This is a genomic window from Pantoea sp. USMM079 (assembly GCF_037153115.1).
GTDB classification, from domain to species: Bacteria; Pseudomonadota; Gammaproteobacteria; order Enterobacterales; family Enterobacteriaceae; genus Pantoea; species Pantoea communis.
This window is the reverse complement of record NZ_JBBCKX010000013.1, coordinates 1-17,342: the sequence shown is the minus strand read 5'-3', so window position 1 is coordinate 17,342 and position 17,342 is coordinate 1. Positions and strand designations below refer to the sequence as shown.

At 54.9% G+C, this 17,342-nt stretch carries 11 protein-coding genes and 1 rRNA gene; 6 read left to right on the top strand and 6 right to left on the bottom strand.

Features of this window, described 5'->3' with window-relative positions:
• Nucleotides 1–35: 35 nt before the first annotated feature.
• The 5 genes from pgi (at nt 36) to WFP70_RS16700 (ending at nt 6,003) form a co-directional block, all read left to right on the top strand.
• Nucleotides 36–1,682, top strand: coding sequence for a glucose-6-phosphate isomerase (pgi, locus tag WFP70_RS16720; protein WP_160834053.1), 1,647 nt, complete (start codon nt 36–38; stop codon nt 1,680–1,682).
• Nucleotides 1,683–2,205: 523 nt separating this feature from the next.
• Nucleotides 2,206–2,454 (top strand): exopolysaccharide production protein YjbE, encoded by a 249-nt coding sequence (gene yjbE / locus WFP70_RS16715; protein WP_034827112.1) that lies wholly within the window; start codon nt 2,206–2,208, stop codon nt 2,452–2,454.
• Between the two features lie 77 nt (nt 2,455–2,531).
• Nucleotides 2,532–3,179, top strand: coding sequence for a YjbF family lipoprotein (locus tag WFP70_RS16710; RefSeq protein ID WP_337023880.1), 648 nt, complete (start codon nt 2,532–2,534; stop codon nt 3,177–3,179).
• Nucleotides 3,176–3,913 (top strand): capsule biosynthesis GfcC family protein, encoded by a 738-nt coding sequence (locus WFP70_RS16705; RefSeq protein WP_337023879.1) that lies wholly within the window; start codon nt 3,176–3,178, stop codon nt 3,911–3,913. The genes WFP70_RS16710 and WFP70_RS16705 overlap by 4 nt, the downstream gene beginning before the upstream one ends.
• On the top strand, nt 3,913–6,003 hold the full coding sequence (locus tag WFP70_RS16700) for a YjbH domain-containing protein (RefSeq protein ID WP_058960031.1): 2,091 nt from the start codon (nt 3,913–3,915) through the stop codon (nt 6,001–6,003). The genes WFP70_RS16705 and WFP70_RS16700 overlap by 1 nt, the downstream gene beginning before the upstream one ends.
• A gap of 119 nt (nt 6,004–6,122) precedes the next feature.
• Here WFP70_RS16700 and metH read toward each other — a convergent pair whose 3' ends face one another.
• Nucleotides 6,123–9,806, bottom strand: coding sequence for a methionine synthase (metH, locus tag WFP70_RS16695; RefSeq protein ID WP_337023878.1), 3,684 nt, complete (start codon nt 9,804–9,806; stop codon nt 6,123–6,125).
• 198 nt (nt 9,807–10,004) lie between these two features.
• Between metH and iclR the strand changes: the two genes are divergently transcribed.
• Nucleotides 10,005–10,835, top strand: a complete 831-nt coding sequence (gene iclR / locus WFP70_RS16690; protein WP_038643723.1) for a glyoxylate bypass operon transcriptional repressor IclR — start codon at nt 10,005–10,007, stop codon at nt 10,833–10,835.
• Here the strand turns inward: iclR and aceK are convergent.
• From aceK to rrf, 5 genes are all read right to left on the bottom strand, one after another.
• Nucleotides 10,832–12,565 carry a bifunctional isocitrate dehydrogenase kinase/phosphatase gene (aceK, locus tag WFP70_RS16685; protein ID WP_337023877.1) on the bottom strand — a complete coding sequence of 578 codons (1,734 nt, stop codon included), beginning with the start codon at nt 12,563–12,565 and terminating at the stop codon, nt 10,832–10,834. The genes iclR and aceK overlap by 4 nt on opposite strands.
• A gap of 133 nt (nt 12,566–12,698) precedes the next feature.
• A complete protein-coding gene (gene aceA, locus WFP70_RS16680; RefSeq protein WP_337023876.1) occupies nt 12,699–14,000 on the bottom strand; it encodes an isocitrate lyase in 1,302 nt (433 codons plus the stop codon).
• Nucleotides 14,001–14,016: 16 nt separating this feature from the next.
• A complete protein-coding gene (gene aceB / locus WFP70_RS16675; protein ID WP_337023875.1) occupies nt 14,017–15,615 on the bottom strand; it encodes a malate synthase A in 1,599 nt (532 codons plus the stop codon).
• Between the two features lie 270 nt (nt 15,616–15,885).
• Nucleotides 15,886–16,815, bottom strand: coding sequence for a homoserine O-acetyltransferase MetA (gene metA, locus WFP70_RS16670; RefSeq protein WP_034827128.1), 930 nt, complete (start codon nt 16,813–16,815; stop codon nt 15,886–15,888).
• Between the two features lie 384 nt (nt 16,816–17,199).
• A 5S ribosomal RNA gene (gene rrf, locus WFP70_RS16665) occupies nt 17,200–17,315 on the bottom strand.
• Nucleotides 17,316–17,342: the final 27 nt, after the last annotated feature.

Below are 17,342 nucleotides of genomic sequence, written 5' to 3'. Positions count from 1 at the left end.
GGAATGACGGTTCTTATTTCAACAAGAGTGTTGCCATGAAAAATATCAATCCGAAACAAACCGCAGCCTGGAAAGCGCTGCAGCAGCATTTTGACCAGATGAAATCGGTGCAGATCGCCGACCTGTTTAAAGATGATGCCGATCGTTTTGCGAAATTCTCTGCCACTTTCGACGATCAGATGCTGGTGGATTTCTCAAAAAACCGCATCACCCAGGAAACCCTCGATAAGTTACAGGCGCTGGCAAAAGAGACCGATCTGGCGGGCGCCATCAAATCCATGTTCTCTGGTGAGAAGATCAACCGCACCGAAGAGCGTGCCGTGCTGCACGTTGCTTTGCGTAATCGCAGCAACACGCCAATCATTGTTGATGGCAAAGATGTGATGCCAGAAGTGAATGCGGTGCTGGCGAAGATGAAAGGCTTCTCTGAGCGCATCATCAGCGGTGAGTGGAAAGGTTATACCGGCAAAGCGATCACCGACGTGGTGAACATCGGTATCGGCGGTTCGGATCTCGGTCCATTCATGGTGACTGAGGCGCTGCGCCCGTATAAAAATCACCTGAACATGCACTTTGTTTCTAACGTTGATGGCACACACATTGCCGAAACGCTGAAAGATCTCAGCCCGGAAACCACCCTGTTCCTCGTGGCGTCTAAAACCTTCACCACGCAGGAGACCATGACCAACGCCCACAGCGCGCGCGACTGGTTCCTGAAAACCGCGGGCGACCAGCAGCATGTCGCCAAACACTTTGCTGCGCTGTCGACCAACGGTAAAGCGGTGGGCGAGTTCGGTATCGATACCGACAATATGTTTGAGTTCTGGGACTGGGTCGGCGGTCGCTATTCACTGTGGTCAGCGATTGGCTTGTCGATCATCCTGTCAGTGGGCTTCGAGAACTTCGAACAGCTGCTGAGCGGCGCACATGCGATGGACAACCACTTCGCCAACACGCCAGCCGAGCAAAACCTGCCGGTGCTGCTGGCACTGATCGGTATCTGGTACAACAACTTCTTTGGTGCCGAAACCGAAGCCATCCTGCCTTACGACCAGTACATGCACCGTTTCGCAGCGTACTTCCAGCAGGGCAACATGGAGTCCAACGGTAAGTACGTGGATCGCGAAGGTAACCCGGTGGATTACCAGACCGGCCCAATTATCTGGGGCGAGCCTGGCACCAACGGTCAGCATGCGTTTTATCAGCTGATTCATCAGGGCACCAAACTGATCCCTTGCGACTTTATCGCCCCGGCGCAGACCCACAACGCACTGACCGATCACCATCCGAAACTGCTGTCGAACTTCTTCGCGCAGACCGAAGCGCTGGCGTTTGGTAAATCTCGTGAGGTGGTCGAGAAAGAGTTTACCGATGCCGGTAAATCCGTTGAGTCTGTTGCTCACATCGTGCCGTTCAAGGTGTTCGAAGGTAACCGCCCAACCAACTCCATCCTGCTACGTGAAATCACCCCGTTCAGCCTGGGTGCACTGATTGCGCTGTACGAGCACAAGATCTTCACTCAGGGCGCAATTCTTAACATCTTCACCTTTGACCAATGGGGTGTTGAATTGGGCAAACAGCTGGCAAACCGTATTCTGCCAGAGCTGGAAAATGAATCGCAGATCAGCAGCCACGACAGTTCCACGAATGGCTTAATTAACCGCTATAAATCCTGGCGATAATTTTCCTGCCAATCTGAATAAGGCGGCTTAATTGCCGCCTTATTTCTATCAAACATGCAATAAACCTCGCAATTTTGTTATTCAGCGATCCCGTTACGGTTAGATAATTCTTAAAATGCGCTAAGGAAAATCGGAGTTTGTTTAAAATGAATAGCATGGCACTCATCAAAAAATGGATCTAATTCGCCCACCTAAAATAAGCATCTATTTGATTAATCTATCATTAAAATTAAAGCACACTCAGGAAAATCTGATTAATCCTATTCCGTACCATTTTTTAATGCAAAAGTGAAAAATGCTGCCGTGTCAGCCACAACCACTCAAATATCCCGCCACCTGAAAAATATTCATTTAAAAAAAGCAGCTATCGCCAATTCGCCGTATTTATCACCAGAATAACCCCTGTTTTTCACCCTCTTTTACTGGCGATGAACTCTGGTAATTTGTTGCCCTATACTGAACGCGCCCGAAATTAGGGTACATCCTTCATTCATTTGTTTCTAAAAATGCAGGAAACGTTGTTATGAAAAAACTGATGGTTGCCGGTGCAGCCTTACTTTACGTTGCCGTTTCTTCCGCTGCGATTGCCGCACCGGAAGAAGCTGGTGCTGCAGCGGGCGCGCAGGCGGGAGCAATCTCGACCGGTGCCACGACCGCTGTGGGTATCGGCGCACTGGGCGCGTTAGTAGGACTCGGCATCGCTGCTGCTGGCGGCGGTGACGGCGCAAATACCGGCACAACAACGACCACCACAACGAGCACCACGCGTTGATGTAGCACCTTTAAACATAACCACACAGCCGTGTGGTTATTTTTTGCCTGGTTTTATTTTTGACAGGGATATACACAGTGCACCGACTCTCCTTGCTACTTTTCTGCCTGCTGCTGCAGGCCTGCACACAAACACAAAAAGGCCTGGAACAAACCGTGATGCTGGCCGTGAAAGGTCCGGATGATGTCACCGTCACCGATGAGCAGGTTGCCAGTCTCCCTTACGCCAGCCTGTATGCGCGCATCAATGAAGGACCGCGTATCTTCGTGGTACTTGGGTATGACGAAAACGGCCAGCAGAAATGGATCACCCAGGATAAAGCGATGCTGGTGATGCAGCACGGACGTCTGGTGAAGACCCTGGGGCTGGCCAGCAACCTCGATGACGTGAGTAATCTGGCGCAAGACCCGCTCGCCGATCCACTGCATCTGCAAAACAACGCCAGCTGGACCCGCGTGGTGCAGTGGCGCGAGAAAGATCGCGTGCGCGCCGCCACCGCCGTATCTCAATTTCAGCGCGGCGATGACGCGGTGCTGAATGTGACAGGCGAACGCGTGCCATGTCGCGTATGGATCGAGACAGTCCGCATGGAGAGTCTGGGCGCAGAATGGCAAAACACCTTCTGGATCGATAACCGTGATGGCGCGGTGTTGCAGGCAAATCAAATGCTGGCCGCAGACGCTTTCCCTGTTGAAACCACCATTCTGAAGCCGGCGAAATCATGAAAATAATCACACCCCTGCTAACGGCTGTCGCCTTACTGACTGCCGGTTATGCGCTGGCGGATAGCCAGGTGACCGTGCATGACTTGCATGGCCAAAACATCCTGCAGATCGATCATGCGCAGAATCTGGCGCAGCTGGTCACCAACCCGGCACTGCACACCTGGTGGCCCGGTACGGTGATCGCTGAACGTGGCGCAACGGCGGTGGCACAGCAACAACAGCAACAGTTGCTGGCTGATTTACGCACCTGGCAGGCCGAAAGCGGCGATGCGCTGGCAGCGACCATTGGCGCGGTGATCCACCAGCTCAGCGCGATACAGGTCACCGGACGCCAGTTCACTGAACTCGATCCTGATTGGGTGCGCTTGCGTCCAGAAGCCAATCGCACGCTACAGGGCAGCTACGACCTCTACACGCTGCCTCGGCCTGACCAGGTGCTGATTCTCGGCGCGCTGGAACATCCCGGCAAAGCAAGCTGGCAACCCGGTCGCACCGTGCGTGATTACCTTGATACCCACGATCGCCTGTCAGGAGCCGAGCGCAGTTTCGCCACGGTGATCTCGCCTTCGGGCCAGATGCAGCAGGTGCCGGTCGCCTACTGGAATCAACGTCACGTGGAAGTGGCACCCGGCAGCATCATCTGGCTGGGCTTTACCTCATGGAGCCTGCCGTGGGGAAAAGCTGATTTGAATGCGCGCATGCTTTCTGTTCTGACACACCGGATTCCAGACTGATGAAAAAACAATTACTTCTCAGCCTGTTGGCTGCTTCTGTCTCTGCGGCATGCCAGGTGCACGCGGAAACCTGGCCGGAACCCATCGGGCCATCACAATCGGATTTCGGCGGCGTGGGTTTGATGCAGACCCCCACGGCACGTATGGCAAAAGAGGGCGAATTCAGCCTGAACTTCCGCGATAACGATCAATATCGCTACTACTCTGCTTCGCTGCAGCTGTTCCCATGGCTGGAAACCACCGTGCGTTACACTGACGTGCGTACGCGCCGCTATAGCGCAGTTGAAGGCTTCAGTGGCGACCAAAGTTATAAAGACAAAGCCTTCGATGTGAAACTGCGTCTGTGGCAGGAGAGCTACTGGCTGCCTGAAGTGGCAGTCGGATCGCGTGATTTGGGCGGTACCGGCCTGTTTGACAGTGAATATCTGGTGGCAACCAAAGCCTGGGGACCGTTTGATTTCACCATGGGCATCGGCTGGGGCTACCTCGGTAACAGCGGCAGTATCAAAAACCCGTTCTGCTCCTACAGCGATAGCTTCTGTAGCCGTACCGGCGGTGGCTCGGCGGGTTCTATCAATGGTTCCCAGATGTTCCACGGCCCGGCAGCACTGTTTGGCGGCGTGGAGTATCAAACCCCCTGGCAGCCGCTACGTCTGAAGCTGGAATATGAAGGCAATGACTATCAGGATGACTTTGCCGGACGTCTGGAACAGCGCAGCAAGGTCAACGTGGGAGCGATTTATCGTCTGACCGATTGGGCCGATATCAACGCCAGCTATGAGCGTGGCAACACCTTTATGTTTGGCGTGACCGTGCGCACTAACTTCAACGATTTGCGCCAGTCGCACATTGATAGTGCCAAACCGGCTTATAACCCGCAGCCGCAGGGTGATCTGTTGCAACCGACGGTGGTAGCCAACCAGCTGACCGATCTGAAGTACAACGCCGGATTAAGCGGTCCGCGCATCCAGACCAAAGGCAGTACGCTGTATGTCTCTGGCGAACAGACGAAATACCGCGATACGCGCGAAGGCGTCGATCGTGCCAATCGCATCATCATGAACAACCTGCCGGCCGGCATTGATACCATAGATGTCACCGAGTCGCGTCTCAATATGCCGCAGGTGACCACCCGCACTGATGTCGCCAGTCTGCACAATGCGCTGAGCGGTTACCCGCTGGGTCATGAGCAGCCGCTGCAGCAGACGCGTGAGAATCCGGTCGATCCTGGCGAGACTGAACAAGGCTTCTTTATCCGCAAAGATCGCCTTCACTACAATCTGGCACCGGTGCTCAATCAGTCGGTTGGTGGGCCTGAGAGCTTCTACATGTACCAACTGGGCGTGATGGGCAGCGTTGATTACGCACTGACCGATCACCTGCTGGTTAGCGGCAGCCTGTTTGGTAACCTCGCCAATAACTACGACAAATTTAACTACAACGGCGCACCGGCTGACTCCACCCTGCCGCGCGTGCGTACCCATATTCGCGACTACGTCGAGAACAATGTCTACGTTAATGACCTGCAAGCCAACTACATGGGGTATCTCGGCAATGGCTTCTATGGCCAGGTGTACGGCGGTTATCTCGAAACCATGTACGGCGGCGTGGGTGGTGAAGTGTTGTATCGTCCGATAGACAGCAACTGGGCTTTTGGTGTTGATGCCAACTACGTGAAACAACGTGACTGGGACAACATGATGCAGTTCACCGACTACAAAGCGCCAACCGGACACTTCACCGCGTACTGGCGCCCATGGTTCATGCAGGACGTGCTGGTGAAAGCCAGCGTCGGTGAATATCTGGCGAAAGATAAAGGTGTGACGGTCGATGTGTCGAAGCGCTTCGACAGCGGTGTGATGGTCGGCTTCTACGCCACCAAAACCAACGTGTCCGCCGAAGCCTATGGCGAAGGCGACTTCACCAAAGGCTTCTATATCTCGATTCCAATGGATCTGTTTACCGTGACGCCAACCCGTGGCCGTGCGCAGGTGAATTGGGTGCCGCTAACGCGTGATGGCGGACAGATGCTGGGGCGTAAATATCAGCTGTATGACATGACCTCAGATCGTGATGCGCGGTTTAATTAACGACAAGTGTGGAAGGTTGAAACGGCGTTGACCTCCAGGCGCATACCTGGAAGTTTCGGGGCCTTGCCTGGTTGGGCCCCGACTGAATGCTCTGCGTATCCTTTTACGCCATCAGCCCATCAATCCGCGTCATAACCCAGATTCGGTGCCAGCCAGCGCTCAACCTCGCTGACACTCATTCCTTTACGCGCCGCGTAATCTTCCACCTGATCGCGCTGAATCTGCGCCACAGCGAAGTATTTGCTGTCCGGATGGCTGAAATACCAGCCGGATACTGCCGCACCCGGCCACATAGCAAAGGACTCCGTGAGCTTCATGCCAGTGTGCGTCTCCACATCCAGCAACTGCCAGATTTGCGCTTTCTCCGTGTGTTCCGGACAGGCCGGATAGCCCGGAGCAGGACGAATGCCCTGATAATTTTCGCGAATCAACTCTTCGTTACTCAGGTTCTCATGTGCGGCAAAGCCCCAAATCACCTTACGTACCCGCTCATGCAGATATTCGGCAAAAGCTTCTGCCAGACGATCTGCCAGCGCCTTGACCATGATCTTGTTGTAATCATCATGCTGCTGCTCATACGCTTCGGCCAGCGCATCCTCTTCCAGTCCACCGGTGACAGCAAACGCGCCGAGATAATCGGCTTTACCGCTGGATTTCGGTGCGACAAAGTCAGCTAAGCAGTAGTTGGCGAAGTCGGTTTTATCGGTCTGCTGACGTAAGTGATGGCTCACACCTATCACCTGATCGCGGTTTTCATCACGGTAGACTTCAATATCGTCTCCGACGCGGTTTGCCGGGAAAATACCGACTACGCCACGCGGATTGAGGGTGCCGGTTTCACTGAGCCTGTCCAACATGGCGTTGGCATCGGCAAACAGGCGTTTAGCCTCTTCACCCACCACTTCATCTTCGAGAATGCGCGGGTATTTCCCCGCCAGCGACCAGGTCATAAAGAACGGCGTCCAGTCGATGTAATTACGGAGGGTGTCGATACTGGCTTCAACCGCGCTGACCCCAAGGCGATGCGCGACCGGCGGCGTATAGCTTTCCCAGTCGATGGCGTAATCGTTGTCGCGTGCGGTTTGCAGGCTGACCGGCGGCGTGCGTGGCTTCTTACGTGCGTGCTGAATGCGCACCGTGTCGTACTCTTTGCGCGTGCGGGCCATAAACTCCTCTTTGAGGCTTTCTGAGAGCAGTGAAGAGACAACACCCACGGTGCGTGAGGCGTTTTGCACATACACCGTTGGACCACTGTAGTTCTGCTCGATCTTCACTGCCGTATGCGCTTTCGACGTGGTCGCACCGCCAATCAGTAACGGGATGGTGAAGCCCTGGCGCTCCATCTCTTTCGCCACGTTGACCATCTCATCCAGCGAAGGCGTAATCAGCCCGGAAAGCCCAATGATATCGGCATTTTCAGCAATGGCGGTTTTCAGGATTTTGTCACTTGGCACCATCACGCCAAGATCGATAATTTCGTAGTTATTACACTGCAGCACCACGCCGACAATGTTTTTACCGATGTCATGCACATCGCCCTTCACCGTCGCCAGCACGATTTTACCGTTGCTGCGCCCGACTTCTTTGCTGGCTTCAATGTAAGGTTCGAGATAAGCCACCGCCTGCTTCATCACGCGCGCGGACTTCACCACCTGCGGCAGAAACATTTTGCCTTCGCCGAACAGATCACCGACCACGTTCATGCCGGACATCAGCGGCCCTTCGATCACTTCAATCGGACGCGACGCAGCCTGACGCGCCTCCTCGGTGTCCAGCTCAATAAACTCTGTGATGCCTTTTACCAGCGAGTATTCCAGACGTTTAACCACATCCCAGCTACGCCATTCGGCCTGCTGCTTCTCCTGCTCACCGTCGCTCTTGCTACCGCGATATTTCTCCGCCAGCTCCAGCAAACGCTCAGTGCCATCGTCACGACGGTTCAGCACCACATCTTCCACCGCATCACGCAGTTCTGCGGGCAAGTCGTCATAGATCGCCAGCTGACCGGCGTTGACGATGCCCATATCCATCCCATTGCGAATCGCGTAATAGAGGAACACCGCGTGAATCGCCTCGCGCACTGGATCGTTACCACGGAACGAGAACGACACGTTAGACACGCCGCCGGAGATCATCGCATGCGGCAGCTCGCGCTTGATGTCTTCACAGGCGCCGATAAAGTCCATCGCATAGTTGTTATGCTCTTCAATACCGGTGGCGACTGCGAAGATGTTTGGGTCGAAAATGATGTCTTCTGGCGGGAAACCGACCTCTTCCGTCAGGATCTTGTAGGCTCGGCGACAGATTTCGATTTTACGTGCGCGGGTATCCGCCTGGCCGACTTCATCAAACGCCATCACCACCATGGCGGCACCGTAGCGTCGCACTTTACGCGCGTGTTCGATAAACGGCTCAACGCCCTCTTTCATCGAAATTGAGTTAACGATGCCTTTGCCCTGAATGCACTGCAGCCCTTTCTCGATCACCTCCCACTTGGAGGAGTCGATCATGATCGGTACGCGCGCGATATCGGGTTCACCGACAATCAGGTTGAGGAAGCGCACCATCGCAGCTTCCGCATCCAGCATGCCTTCGTCCATGTTGATATCGATAATTTGCGCGCCGCTTTCCACCTGCTGACGGGCCACATCCAACGCTTCGTTGTACTTCTCTTCTTTAATCAGACGCTTAAATTTGGCCGAACCCGTGACGTTGGTGCGTTCACCGACGTTCACAAACAGCGAATCAGCGTGAATATTCAGGGGTTCCAGACCGGACAGACGGCAGGCAACAGGGATTTCAGGCAGCTGGCGGGGGGCAACGCCCTCAACCGCCGCCGCCATCGCCGCGATATGTTCCGGCGTGGTACCGCAGCAGCCGCCGATGATATTCAGGAAACCGGCTCGCGCCCATTCGCCGATCTGTTCAGCCATGGTTGCCGCATCTAAATCGTATTCACCAAACGCATTCGGCAAACCGGCGTTAGGGTGAGCAGTGACATAGCCTTCCGCAATGCGGGATAGCTCCTGCACGTACTGGCGTAGCTCGTCTGGACCGAGCGCACAGTTCAGGCCAAACGACAGCGGCTCGGCGTGGCGCAGTGAGTTGTAGAAACCTTCTGTGGTCTGGCCGGAGAGTGTGCGACCCGAGGCATCGGTAATGGTACCGGAGATCATCACCGGCAGCTTCACGCCCATCGCTTCCATCTCGACCTGCACCGCGTAAATCGCCGCCTTGGCATTCAGGGTATCGAACACCGTCTCAATCATGATCAGATCTGAACCACCCTCAATCAGCGCATGCGTTGATTCGCGGTAGGCTTCCACCAGCTGATTGAAGGTGACGTTTCGGAAGGCAGGATCATTCACATCCGGCGAGATGGAGCAGGTGCGGTTGGTGGGGCCGAGCACGCCCGCAACATAGCGCGGTCGGTCAGGTGTTTTTACCGTCCATGCATCCGCACTGGCGCGCGCCAGTTTTGCCGCTTCAAAGTTAATCTCCGCTGACAAAGCTTCCATCGCGTAATCTGCCATCGCAATGGTGGTGGAGTTGAAGGTGTTGGTTTCCAGAATATCTGCGCCAGCGGCAAGATAAGCATCATGAATTTCGCGAATAACGTCCGGTTTGGTGAGCACTAACAGGTCGTTATTGCCTTTCAAATCGGAGGGCCAGTCGGCAAAACGGCTGCCACGAAAATCGGCTTCGCTGAGTTTATAACTCTGAATCATGGTGCCCATGCCACCGTCCAAAATCATAATCCGCTGTGCCAGTTGCTGATGCAGCATTTCTGTTTTATTGCTCACTCTCGCCCCGTCCACGTTATTGCGTTGGCTAATATGCCAGCCAAACATACTGGCATAACTTTCCGGTGAGCAAAAGTCACGACAGATGAGACATTTTCAGCCTGAAAGCATTACAGATCCGACCAGTAAAGCAGCGTTTGCATTCATACGCCCAAAAACGAAAATGGTTTCCAGCATTGATGCGATTGTGGAGACGTTATGGCAACCCCAGTACCGGCGAAACGTGGAAAAAAACCGCGTGCCGCAACAGCCACCAGCGCCCCGGCAGGTGGGCAAGTTCAATCCCTGACGCGCGGTTTGCGTTTACTCGAACTGATCGCCGAATCTCACGGCAGCGTCGCGCTGACCGAGCTGGCTCAACAGGCCGGTTTACCGAATTCCACCACGCATCGCTTGCTGACCACCATGCAGCAGCAGGGATTTGTGCATCAGGTTGGTGATCTGGGCTTCTGGACCATCGGCTCACATGCCTTTGTGGTCGGCAGCAGTTTTCTTCAGAGCCGCAATCTGCTGGCGATTGTGCATCCCATCCTGCGTAAACTGATGGAAGATGCCGGAGAGACAGTGAATCTGGCGGTGCTGGATCTCAGCGACTATCAGGCAGTGATTATCGACCAGGTGCAGTGTACGCAGCTGATGCGTATGTCGGCACCGATTGGCGGTAAGCTACCGATGCACGCGTCTGGCGCAGGCAAAGCATTTCTCGCCCATCTCAGCGATGAGCAGGTGACCGCGCTGTTGCATCAGAAAGGATTGCACCACTACACGCCGAAAACTTTGATGTCTCCGCACAGCCTGAAAGAGAATCTGGCGCTGATCCGTAAGATGGGCTTTTCGCACGATGATGAAGAGCACGCGCTGGGCCTGCGCTGCGTGGCGGCACCCATCTATGATGAGCACGGCGAGCCTTTTGCCGCCATCTCGATTTCCGGCCCGATAGCACGCATGACCGACGACCGTGTGACCGAACTGGGCGCGCTGGTGATCCGCGCCGCCAGGCAGGTCACGCAAACCTATTCTGGCCGCTAAGCAGCCACCGACGCATAGCGCGCGCTGAAACGCTGTCCGGCACGCCAGGCGATCACTTCTTCGATATGCCCTTCCCGGATGCGCGTTTGCAGCGCGCGCCACCAGCCCGGATCAAACAGCTGCGGGTGCAGCGCGAGCAATAACTTACCGGTGCCCGGCTCGCTGCAGAGTGCGTAGCGGAAAGTTTCCGGGAACACATCATCCGGCCCCACGCTGTACCACGGCTCGGCTTGCAGCTCATCCTCTTCGTAACGCGCTGGCGGCACATCGCGGAACTGCAATTCGGTCATGGGGCGAATTTCATCGTAGTCGTAAAACACCACGCGGCCGTGACGCGTCATGCCGAAGTTTTTAAATAGCATGTCGCCGGGGAAAATGTTCGCTGCCGCCAACTGGCGAATCGCATCGCCATATTCGCCAATCGCGTGCTGACGCTGTTCTGGTGTGGCCTGCGCCAGCCACAAATTGAGTGGCTCCATACGGCGCTCCAGCCACAGATGTCGAATGATCAGCACGTCGTCACGCAGTTCCATTTTCTCCGGAATGTCGCGTTGAAATTCCTCCATCAGCGCTGCCGGAATACGTGCGCGCGGTATCGCGAAGTACTCAAACTCTTGCGTATCAGCCATGCGTCCCACACGGTCGTGCTCTTTAACCATGCGATAGCAGTCACGCACCTGCGCATCAGTGACCTCTTTCTGCGGCGCGAAGCGATCTTTAATCACCTTAAATACGCGATCAAATCCGGGCAGTGTAAACACCAGCATCACCATGCCGCGGATGCCGGGCGCGATGGTGAACTCTTCGTCGCTGTGTGACAGATAATGCAGGTATTCGCGGTAGCATTCGGTTTTGCCGTGTTTCTGGCAGCCGATGGCCATGTAGCGTTCGGCGAGGGTTTTACCCGGCAGAATCGGTTGCAGCCAGGCAACCAACGCTGCGGGCACCGGTGCATACACCATAAAATAGGCGCGTGCGAAGCCAAACACGATGCTGGCGTCGTCGCTGTCGGTTAAGCAGGTGTCGATCCACAAGCGTCCCGCCTCATCACGCTGGATGGGCAGCAAGCAAGGCACCATGCCATCACTCAACTGTAATCGCGCCACGATCCAGGCGGTTTTATTGCGGTAGAACAGTTCACCGGCGACATCCAGCGTGGCGGTGGCCAGTTGAGCGGGGCTGAACTGTTCATGCAAGTGGCGGACGATCCAGCCGATATCGCGGGTGATATCCTGCCAGGGCAAGCGCAAAGGAATATCGTTCAGAACCTGCCTTAATACTTCATGCCAGCTGCTTTGTGGACGGTACAGCCGCGACAATGGACGTTGTGCCATCGGCGCGGCGACATAGGGCTGCGACGGGAAGATAAACAGCCGATTGGGATCGAGATGGCTGTGCCCCTGCAAGCGACAATAGACGGAATTAAAGAAGCTTTCGGCAATTTCATGGCGCGGATAACCGGGTAGCAGCGTCTCATAGTGGCTTTTCACCCGCAGCCAGAACGCTTCATCCCAGTTTGACACATCATTGAGGATGCGCAGTTGGTTGGTCACCAATCCAACATGGTGATCGTAAAGATGGATACGCGCTTTCATTGCCTGCTGCACGGCATGCCAGTCGGCCTGCTCGAAGCGCTGCTGGGCGCCTGCGGTGATATCCAGAAAGCGGCCATACTGCGCGTCGAAACCTTGCAGAATGGTGTGGGCGATCAGAGATTCTCTCGGTGTCATCGGCAACGCTCCGGCAAAGGGAGCCCATCCATGGGCCAGGCGTGATGAAAGTCCGCGATGCGGTTTTAGTCGGCATCAATGGCGACCCTACGAATGGGTCGTGCCATTTTCGTAGGGTACGCATGCAGACTGATCAGAACTGCGCGGCTTCTGTCGAACCGGTCAGTGCGGTCACGGAAGACTGGCCGCCCTGAATCACGTTGGTGATGCGATCAAAATAGCCGGTGCCCACTTCCTGCTGATGCGAGGAGAAGGTGTAGCCTTTTTCGCGCGCGGCAAATTCCGGCTGCTGCACTTTCTCAACGTAATGGCGCATCCCTTCACCCTGCGCATACGCGTGTGCCAGATCGAACATGTTGAACCACATGCTATGAATGCCGGCCAGCGTAATGAACTGGAAGCGATAGCCCATGTCGCTTAATGCCTGCTGGAAACGGGCGATGGTGCGATCGTCGAGATTCTTCTTCCAGTTGAATGACGGCGAGCAGTTGTAGGCCAGCAACTTGCCCGGATACTGCGCGTGAATCGCGTCGGCAAAACGTTGCGCCAGTTCGAGATCCGGCGTCGAGGTTTCGCACCACAATACATCTGCGTACGGCGCATACGACAAGCCACGGCTGATCGCCTGCTCAATACCGGCGCGAGTACGGAAGAACCCTTCAGCGGTACGTTGCCCGGTGATAAACGGCGCATCGCGCTCGTCACAGTCGGAGGTAATCAAGTCAGCGGCATCCGCATCGGTGCGTGCCAGCAATATCGTCGGCACGCCCATGACATCAGCTGCCAGCCGCGCAGCCACCAGTTTCTGAATCGCTTCCTGAGTGGGCACTAACACTTTGCCACCCATATGGCCACACTTCTTCACCGAGGCCAGCTGATCTTCAAAGTGCACTGCACCGGCGCCCGCCTGAATCATCGACTTCATCAGCTCGAAGGCATTGAGCACGCCACCAAAGCCCGCTTCTGCATCCGCGACAATCGGCAGGAAGTAATCGATAAAGCCTTCATCCTCTGGCGACAGACCATTCGCCCACTGAATCTGGTCGGCGCGCTGGAAGCTCTGATTGATACGCTCGACCACATTCGGCACCGAGTTCGCCGGATAGAGCGACTGATCGGGATACATCTGCCCGGCCATATTCGCATCCGCAGCAACCTGCCAGCCGGAGAGATAGATCGCCTCTATTCCGGCTTTGGCTTGCTGTATTGCCTGCCCGCCGGTTAAGGCGCCGAGGCTGTTGATATACCCTTTGGTGGACTCACCGTTGAGCAGCGACCACAGTTTATTCGCCCCGCGCTCTGCCAGCGTGCAGGCCGGATTCACCGAGCCACGCAGGTTGATAACATCTTCCGCGCTGTAGGGGCGGGTAATGCCCTGCCAGCGCGCGTCGTTCCAGCTCGATTCCAGTTGTTTGATCAGTTGGTGACGATTCATAGCGTTATCTCCAGGTTCATGGCAGCAGGCGGTAGCCCGGCAGAGTAAGGAAAGAAACCAGTTCGTTATCCGTGGTGATTTGCGCCATCAGCGCGGCGGCATCGGCAAAGCGTCCGCTACGGAAGCGCTCCTCGCCCAGCGTTTGTTGCAGGGCCAGCATCTCTTCATCGAGTAGCCGCTCAAACAGTTCGGCGGTCACCAGTTGGCCATCGCTGAGGATCTGCTTGTGATGAATCCACTGCCAGATGGAGGTGCGGGCAATTTCTGCCGTGGCGGCATCCTCCATCAACCCATCAATCGGCACGCAGCCGTTACCCCCAATCCACGCCTCAAGGTACTGCAACGCCACGCGAATGTTGGCGCGCATACCCGCTTCAGTGCGCAGACCCCGACATGGCCGCAGCAGACGTTCGGCGGTGATGGGTGCATCCTGATCACGACTGACCTGCAGCTGATTAGGCTGATTGCCGAGCTGACGGTCGAATTCAGCCATGGCGATATCGGCCAGCCCCGGATGCGCGACCCAGGTGCCGTCATGACCGTTGCCGGCTTCACGCGCTTTGTCTTCCTGTACTTTCTGCATCACCCACGCATTACGCTCGGCATCTTTGCTCGGAATCAGCGCGGACATACCGCCCATCGCCAGTGCGCCGCGGCGGTGGCAGGTTTTGATCAGCAACCGTGAATAGGCATCGAGGAAGGGCTGATCCATACTGATTTGCTGGCGGTCCGGCAGAATGCGATCGCCGTGCTGTGCCAGGGTTTTGATGTAGCTGAAGATGTAGTCCCAACGGCCACAGTTCAGGCCCACCACATGATCGCGCAGCTCCCATAAGATCTCGTCCATCTGGAATACTGCCGGCAGCGTTTCGATCAATACCGTGGCTTTGATGGTGCCGCGCGGCAGATCTAAGCGATCCTCGCTAAAGCGGAAGATCTCACGCCACCACGCCACTTCAGATGCATGCTCGGTTTTTGGCAGATAAAACCAGGGGCCATGCCCCTTCTCAAGCAGCGCATCAACGTTGTGGAACAGGTAAAGCGCAAAATCAAACAGCCCGCCGGGAATGGCCCGATCGCGCCATTCAACGTGTTTTTCATTCAGATGCAGCCCACGTACACGACACATCAGCAGAGCAGGATCGGATTTCAGCTGGTAGATCTTGCCCGCTTCACTGGTGAAGTTCAGCGTGCCGTTGACCGCATCCCGCAGTGTCAGCTGGCCATCCATCAATTTCTGCCAGGTGGGTGCCAGCGAATCCTCGAAATCGGCCATGAAGACGTTGACGTTCGCATTCAGCGCGTTGATCACCATTTTGCGATCCGGCGGGCCGGTGATCTCGACGCGACGATCGCGCAGCAATTGGGGAATCGGGCGAACCTGCCAGTCACGTTCACGAATGGAAGTGGTTTCCGAATCAAAGTCAGGTAAGGCACCCTGATCGTAACGTTGCTGGCGCTGCTGACGTGCTTTTAACAGGCGCTCACGTTCCGGTGCAAAACGCGCGACCAGTGTGTGCAGGAAGTCGATGGCTTGCGGGGTGAGCAGCTGCTTTTCCGCGTAGGTAAAGGGCTGAGTGAAGGTCAGCGTATTGTGGATAACCGAATCTGTCATGCGGGCTGCTCCTGTTATGATCCGTCCCCATTTACGGGATCCGGGTGTAGGGTGATTTTTAACCGGCAAGATCAGAGCATAATGATTTTCATCTTATTTTCAAAAACTATTTCCATTTTTATATTTAAACTGCCTTATTGTACTGATAAATATGTAATTTAAACTCTCAAATTAAAGGCAATGGATTCCACAAGATTGCGCAAGGCAAAAAAAATGCCGCGACAGCACGAGGCTGTCACGGCACATTTAACGAGAAAAGCGAGCTTTGCTTTAGTCGAGTGTGGGGTTCATATGACGCAGATCGAACGGTGTAATCTGGTAAACGTAATAGTTTAGCCAGTTTGAGAACAACAGATTACCGTGGCTGCGCCAGGTGGCACGCGGTGGCAGCTCAGGATTGTCTTGTGGGAAGTAGTTAAACGGTACTTCCGGATGCAGCCCGGCATCATAATCACGATGGTATTCACCGGATAACGTCAGCGCATCGTATTCAGGATGGCCAGTTACAAACGCCAGGCGCTTGTCTTTACTCGCCATCAGGTAAGCCCCGGTGGCGTCAGATTCGGCAAACAACTCGAGATCGGTATAGTCGCGAATTAACTGGCTCGGGAAATCAGCATAACGCGAATGCGGCGCGAGGAAATTGTCGTCAAATCCACGGGTTAACAAAGCATGCGGATGCAGGATTTGATGTTCATACACGCCTGAAAGTTTGTTCTGACGCGTTTGCTTTGGAATGCCGTACAGAATGTTCAGCGCGGCTTGTACCGCCCAACAGACAAACAGCGTGGATGTGACGTGTTCTTTCGCCCAGTGCAGCACACGCTGAATCTGCGGCCAGTATGCCACGTCATTGAAATCCACCAATCCCAGCGGGGCACCCGTAACGATCAGACCATCGAAATTATCGTGCTCAATATCTTCGAAGTTGCAGTAGAAGTTATTGAGATGCTCGCTCGGCGTATTGCGTGACTCACGGCTGTCGATGCGCAGTAGCTGTATGTCGATCTGCAGTGGCGAGTTGGAGAGTAAGCGTAAGAACTGATTTTCCGTTTCGATCTTTTTTGGCATCAGGTTGAGGATCAGTACTTTTAGCGGGCGAATCTCCTGAACACTGGCGCGCGATGAGGCCATGACAAACACGTTCTCATTACGCAAAAAATTCACTGCCGGTAATTCGTCGGGGATTCTGATTGGCATAGCTAACTGACCTCTTACTGATAACCGTATAAACGTTTAGACATCCAGATGCCCGAGGTTAGCCTGGCATCCGCTGAATGTCGAGTCTTCATGCGGATTATGAAAATGTTTCAGTTTAAAGCGGGATTTGGAGGTCTGATCCGTCTATTTATGCTACATCTTTGCGCGACCAACACGGTGTTTTATGCGTTTTTTGCATATAGATGAGGCGTAATGACAGTGTTTGAGAGGAAAAATGGGGGATTTTACGGAGCACTTCAAGCTTTTTTCGCAGCGCATTTAGCGGTATTTTGGCGATCTTCGTGGCTGTTAGCATTGATTTCGCCAATTTGCAGACGTAAAAAAACCCTGAACTTTCGTTCAGGGTTTCTTCACTTATTTAATGCCTGGCAGTTCCCTACTCTCGCATGGGGAGGCCCCACACTACCATCGGCGCTACGGCGTTTCACTTCTGAGTTCGGCATGGGGTCAGGTGGGACCACCGCGCTACAGCCGCCAGGCAAATTCTTGTGCTCTGTCCTGTGTCT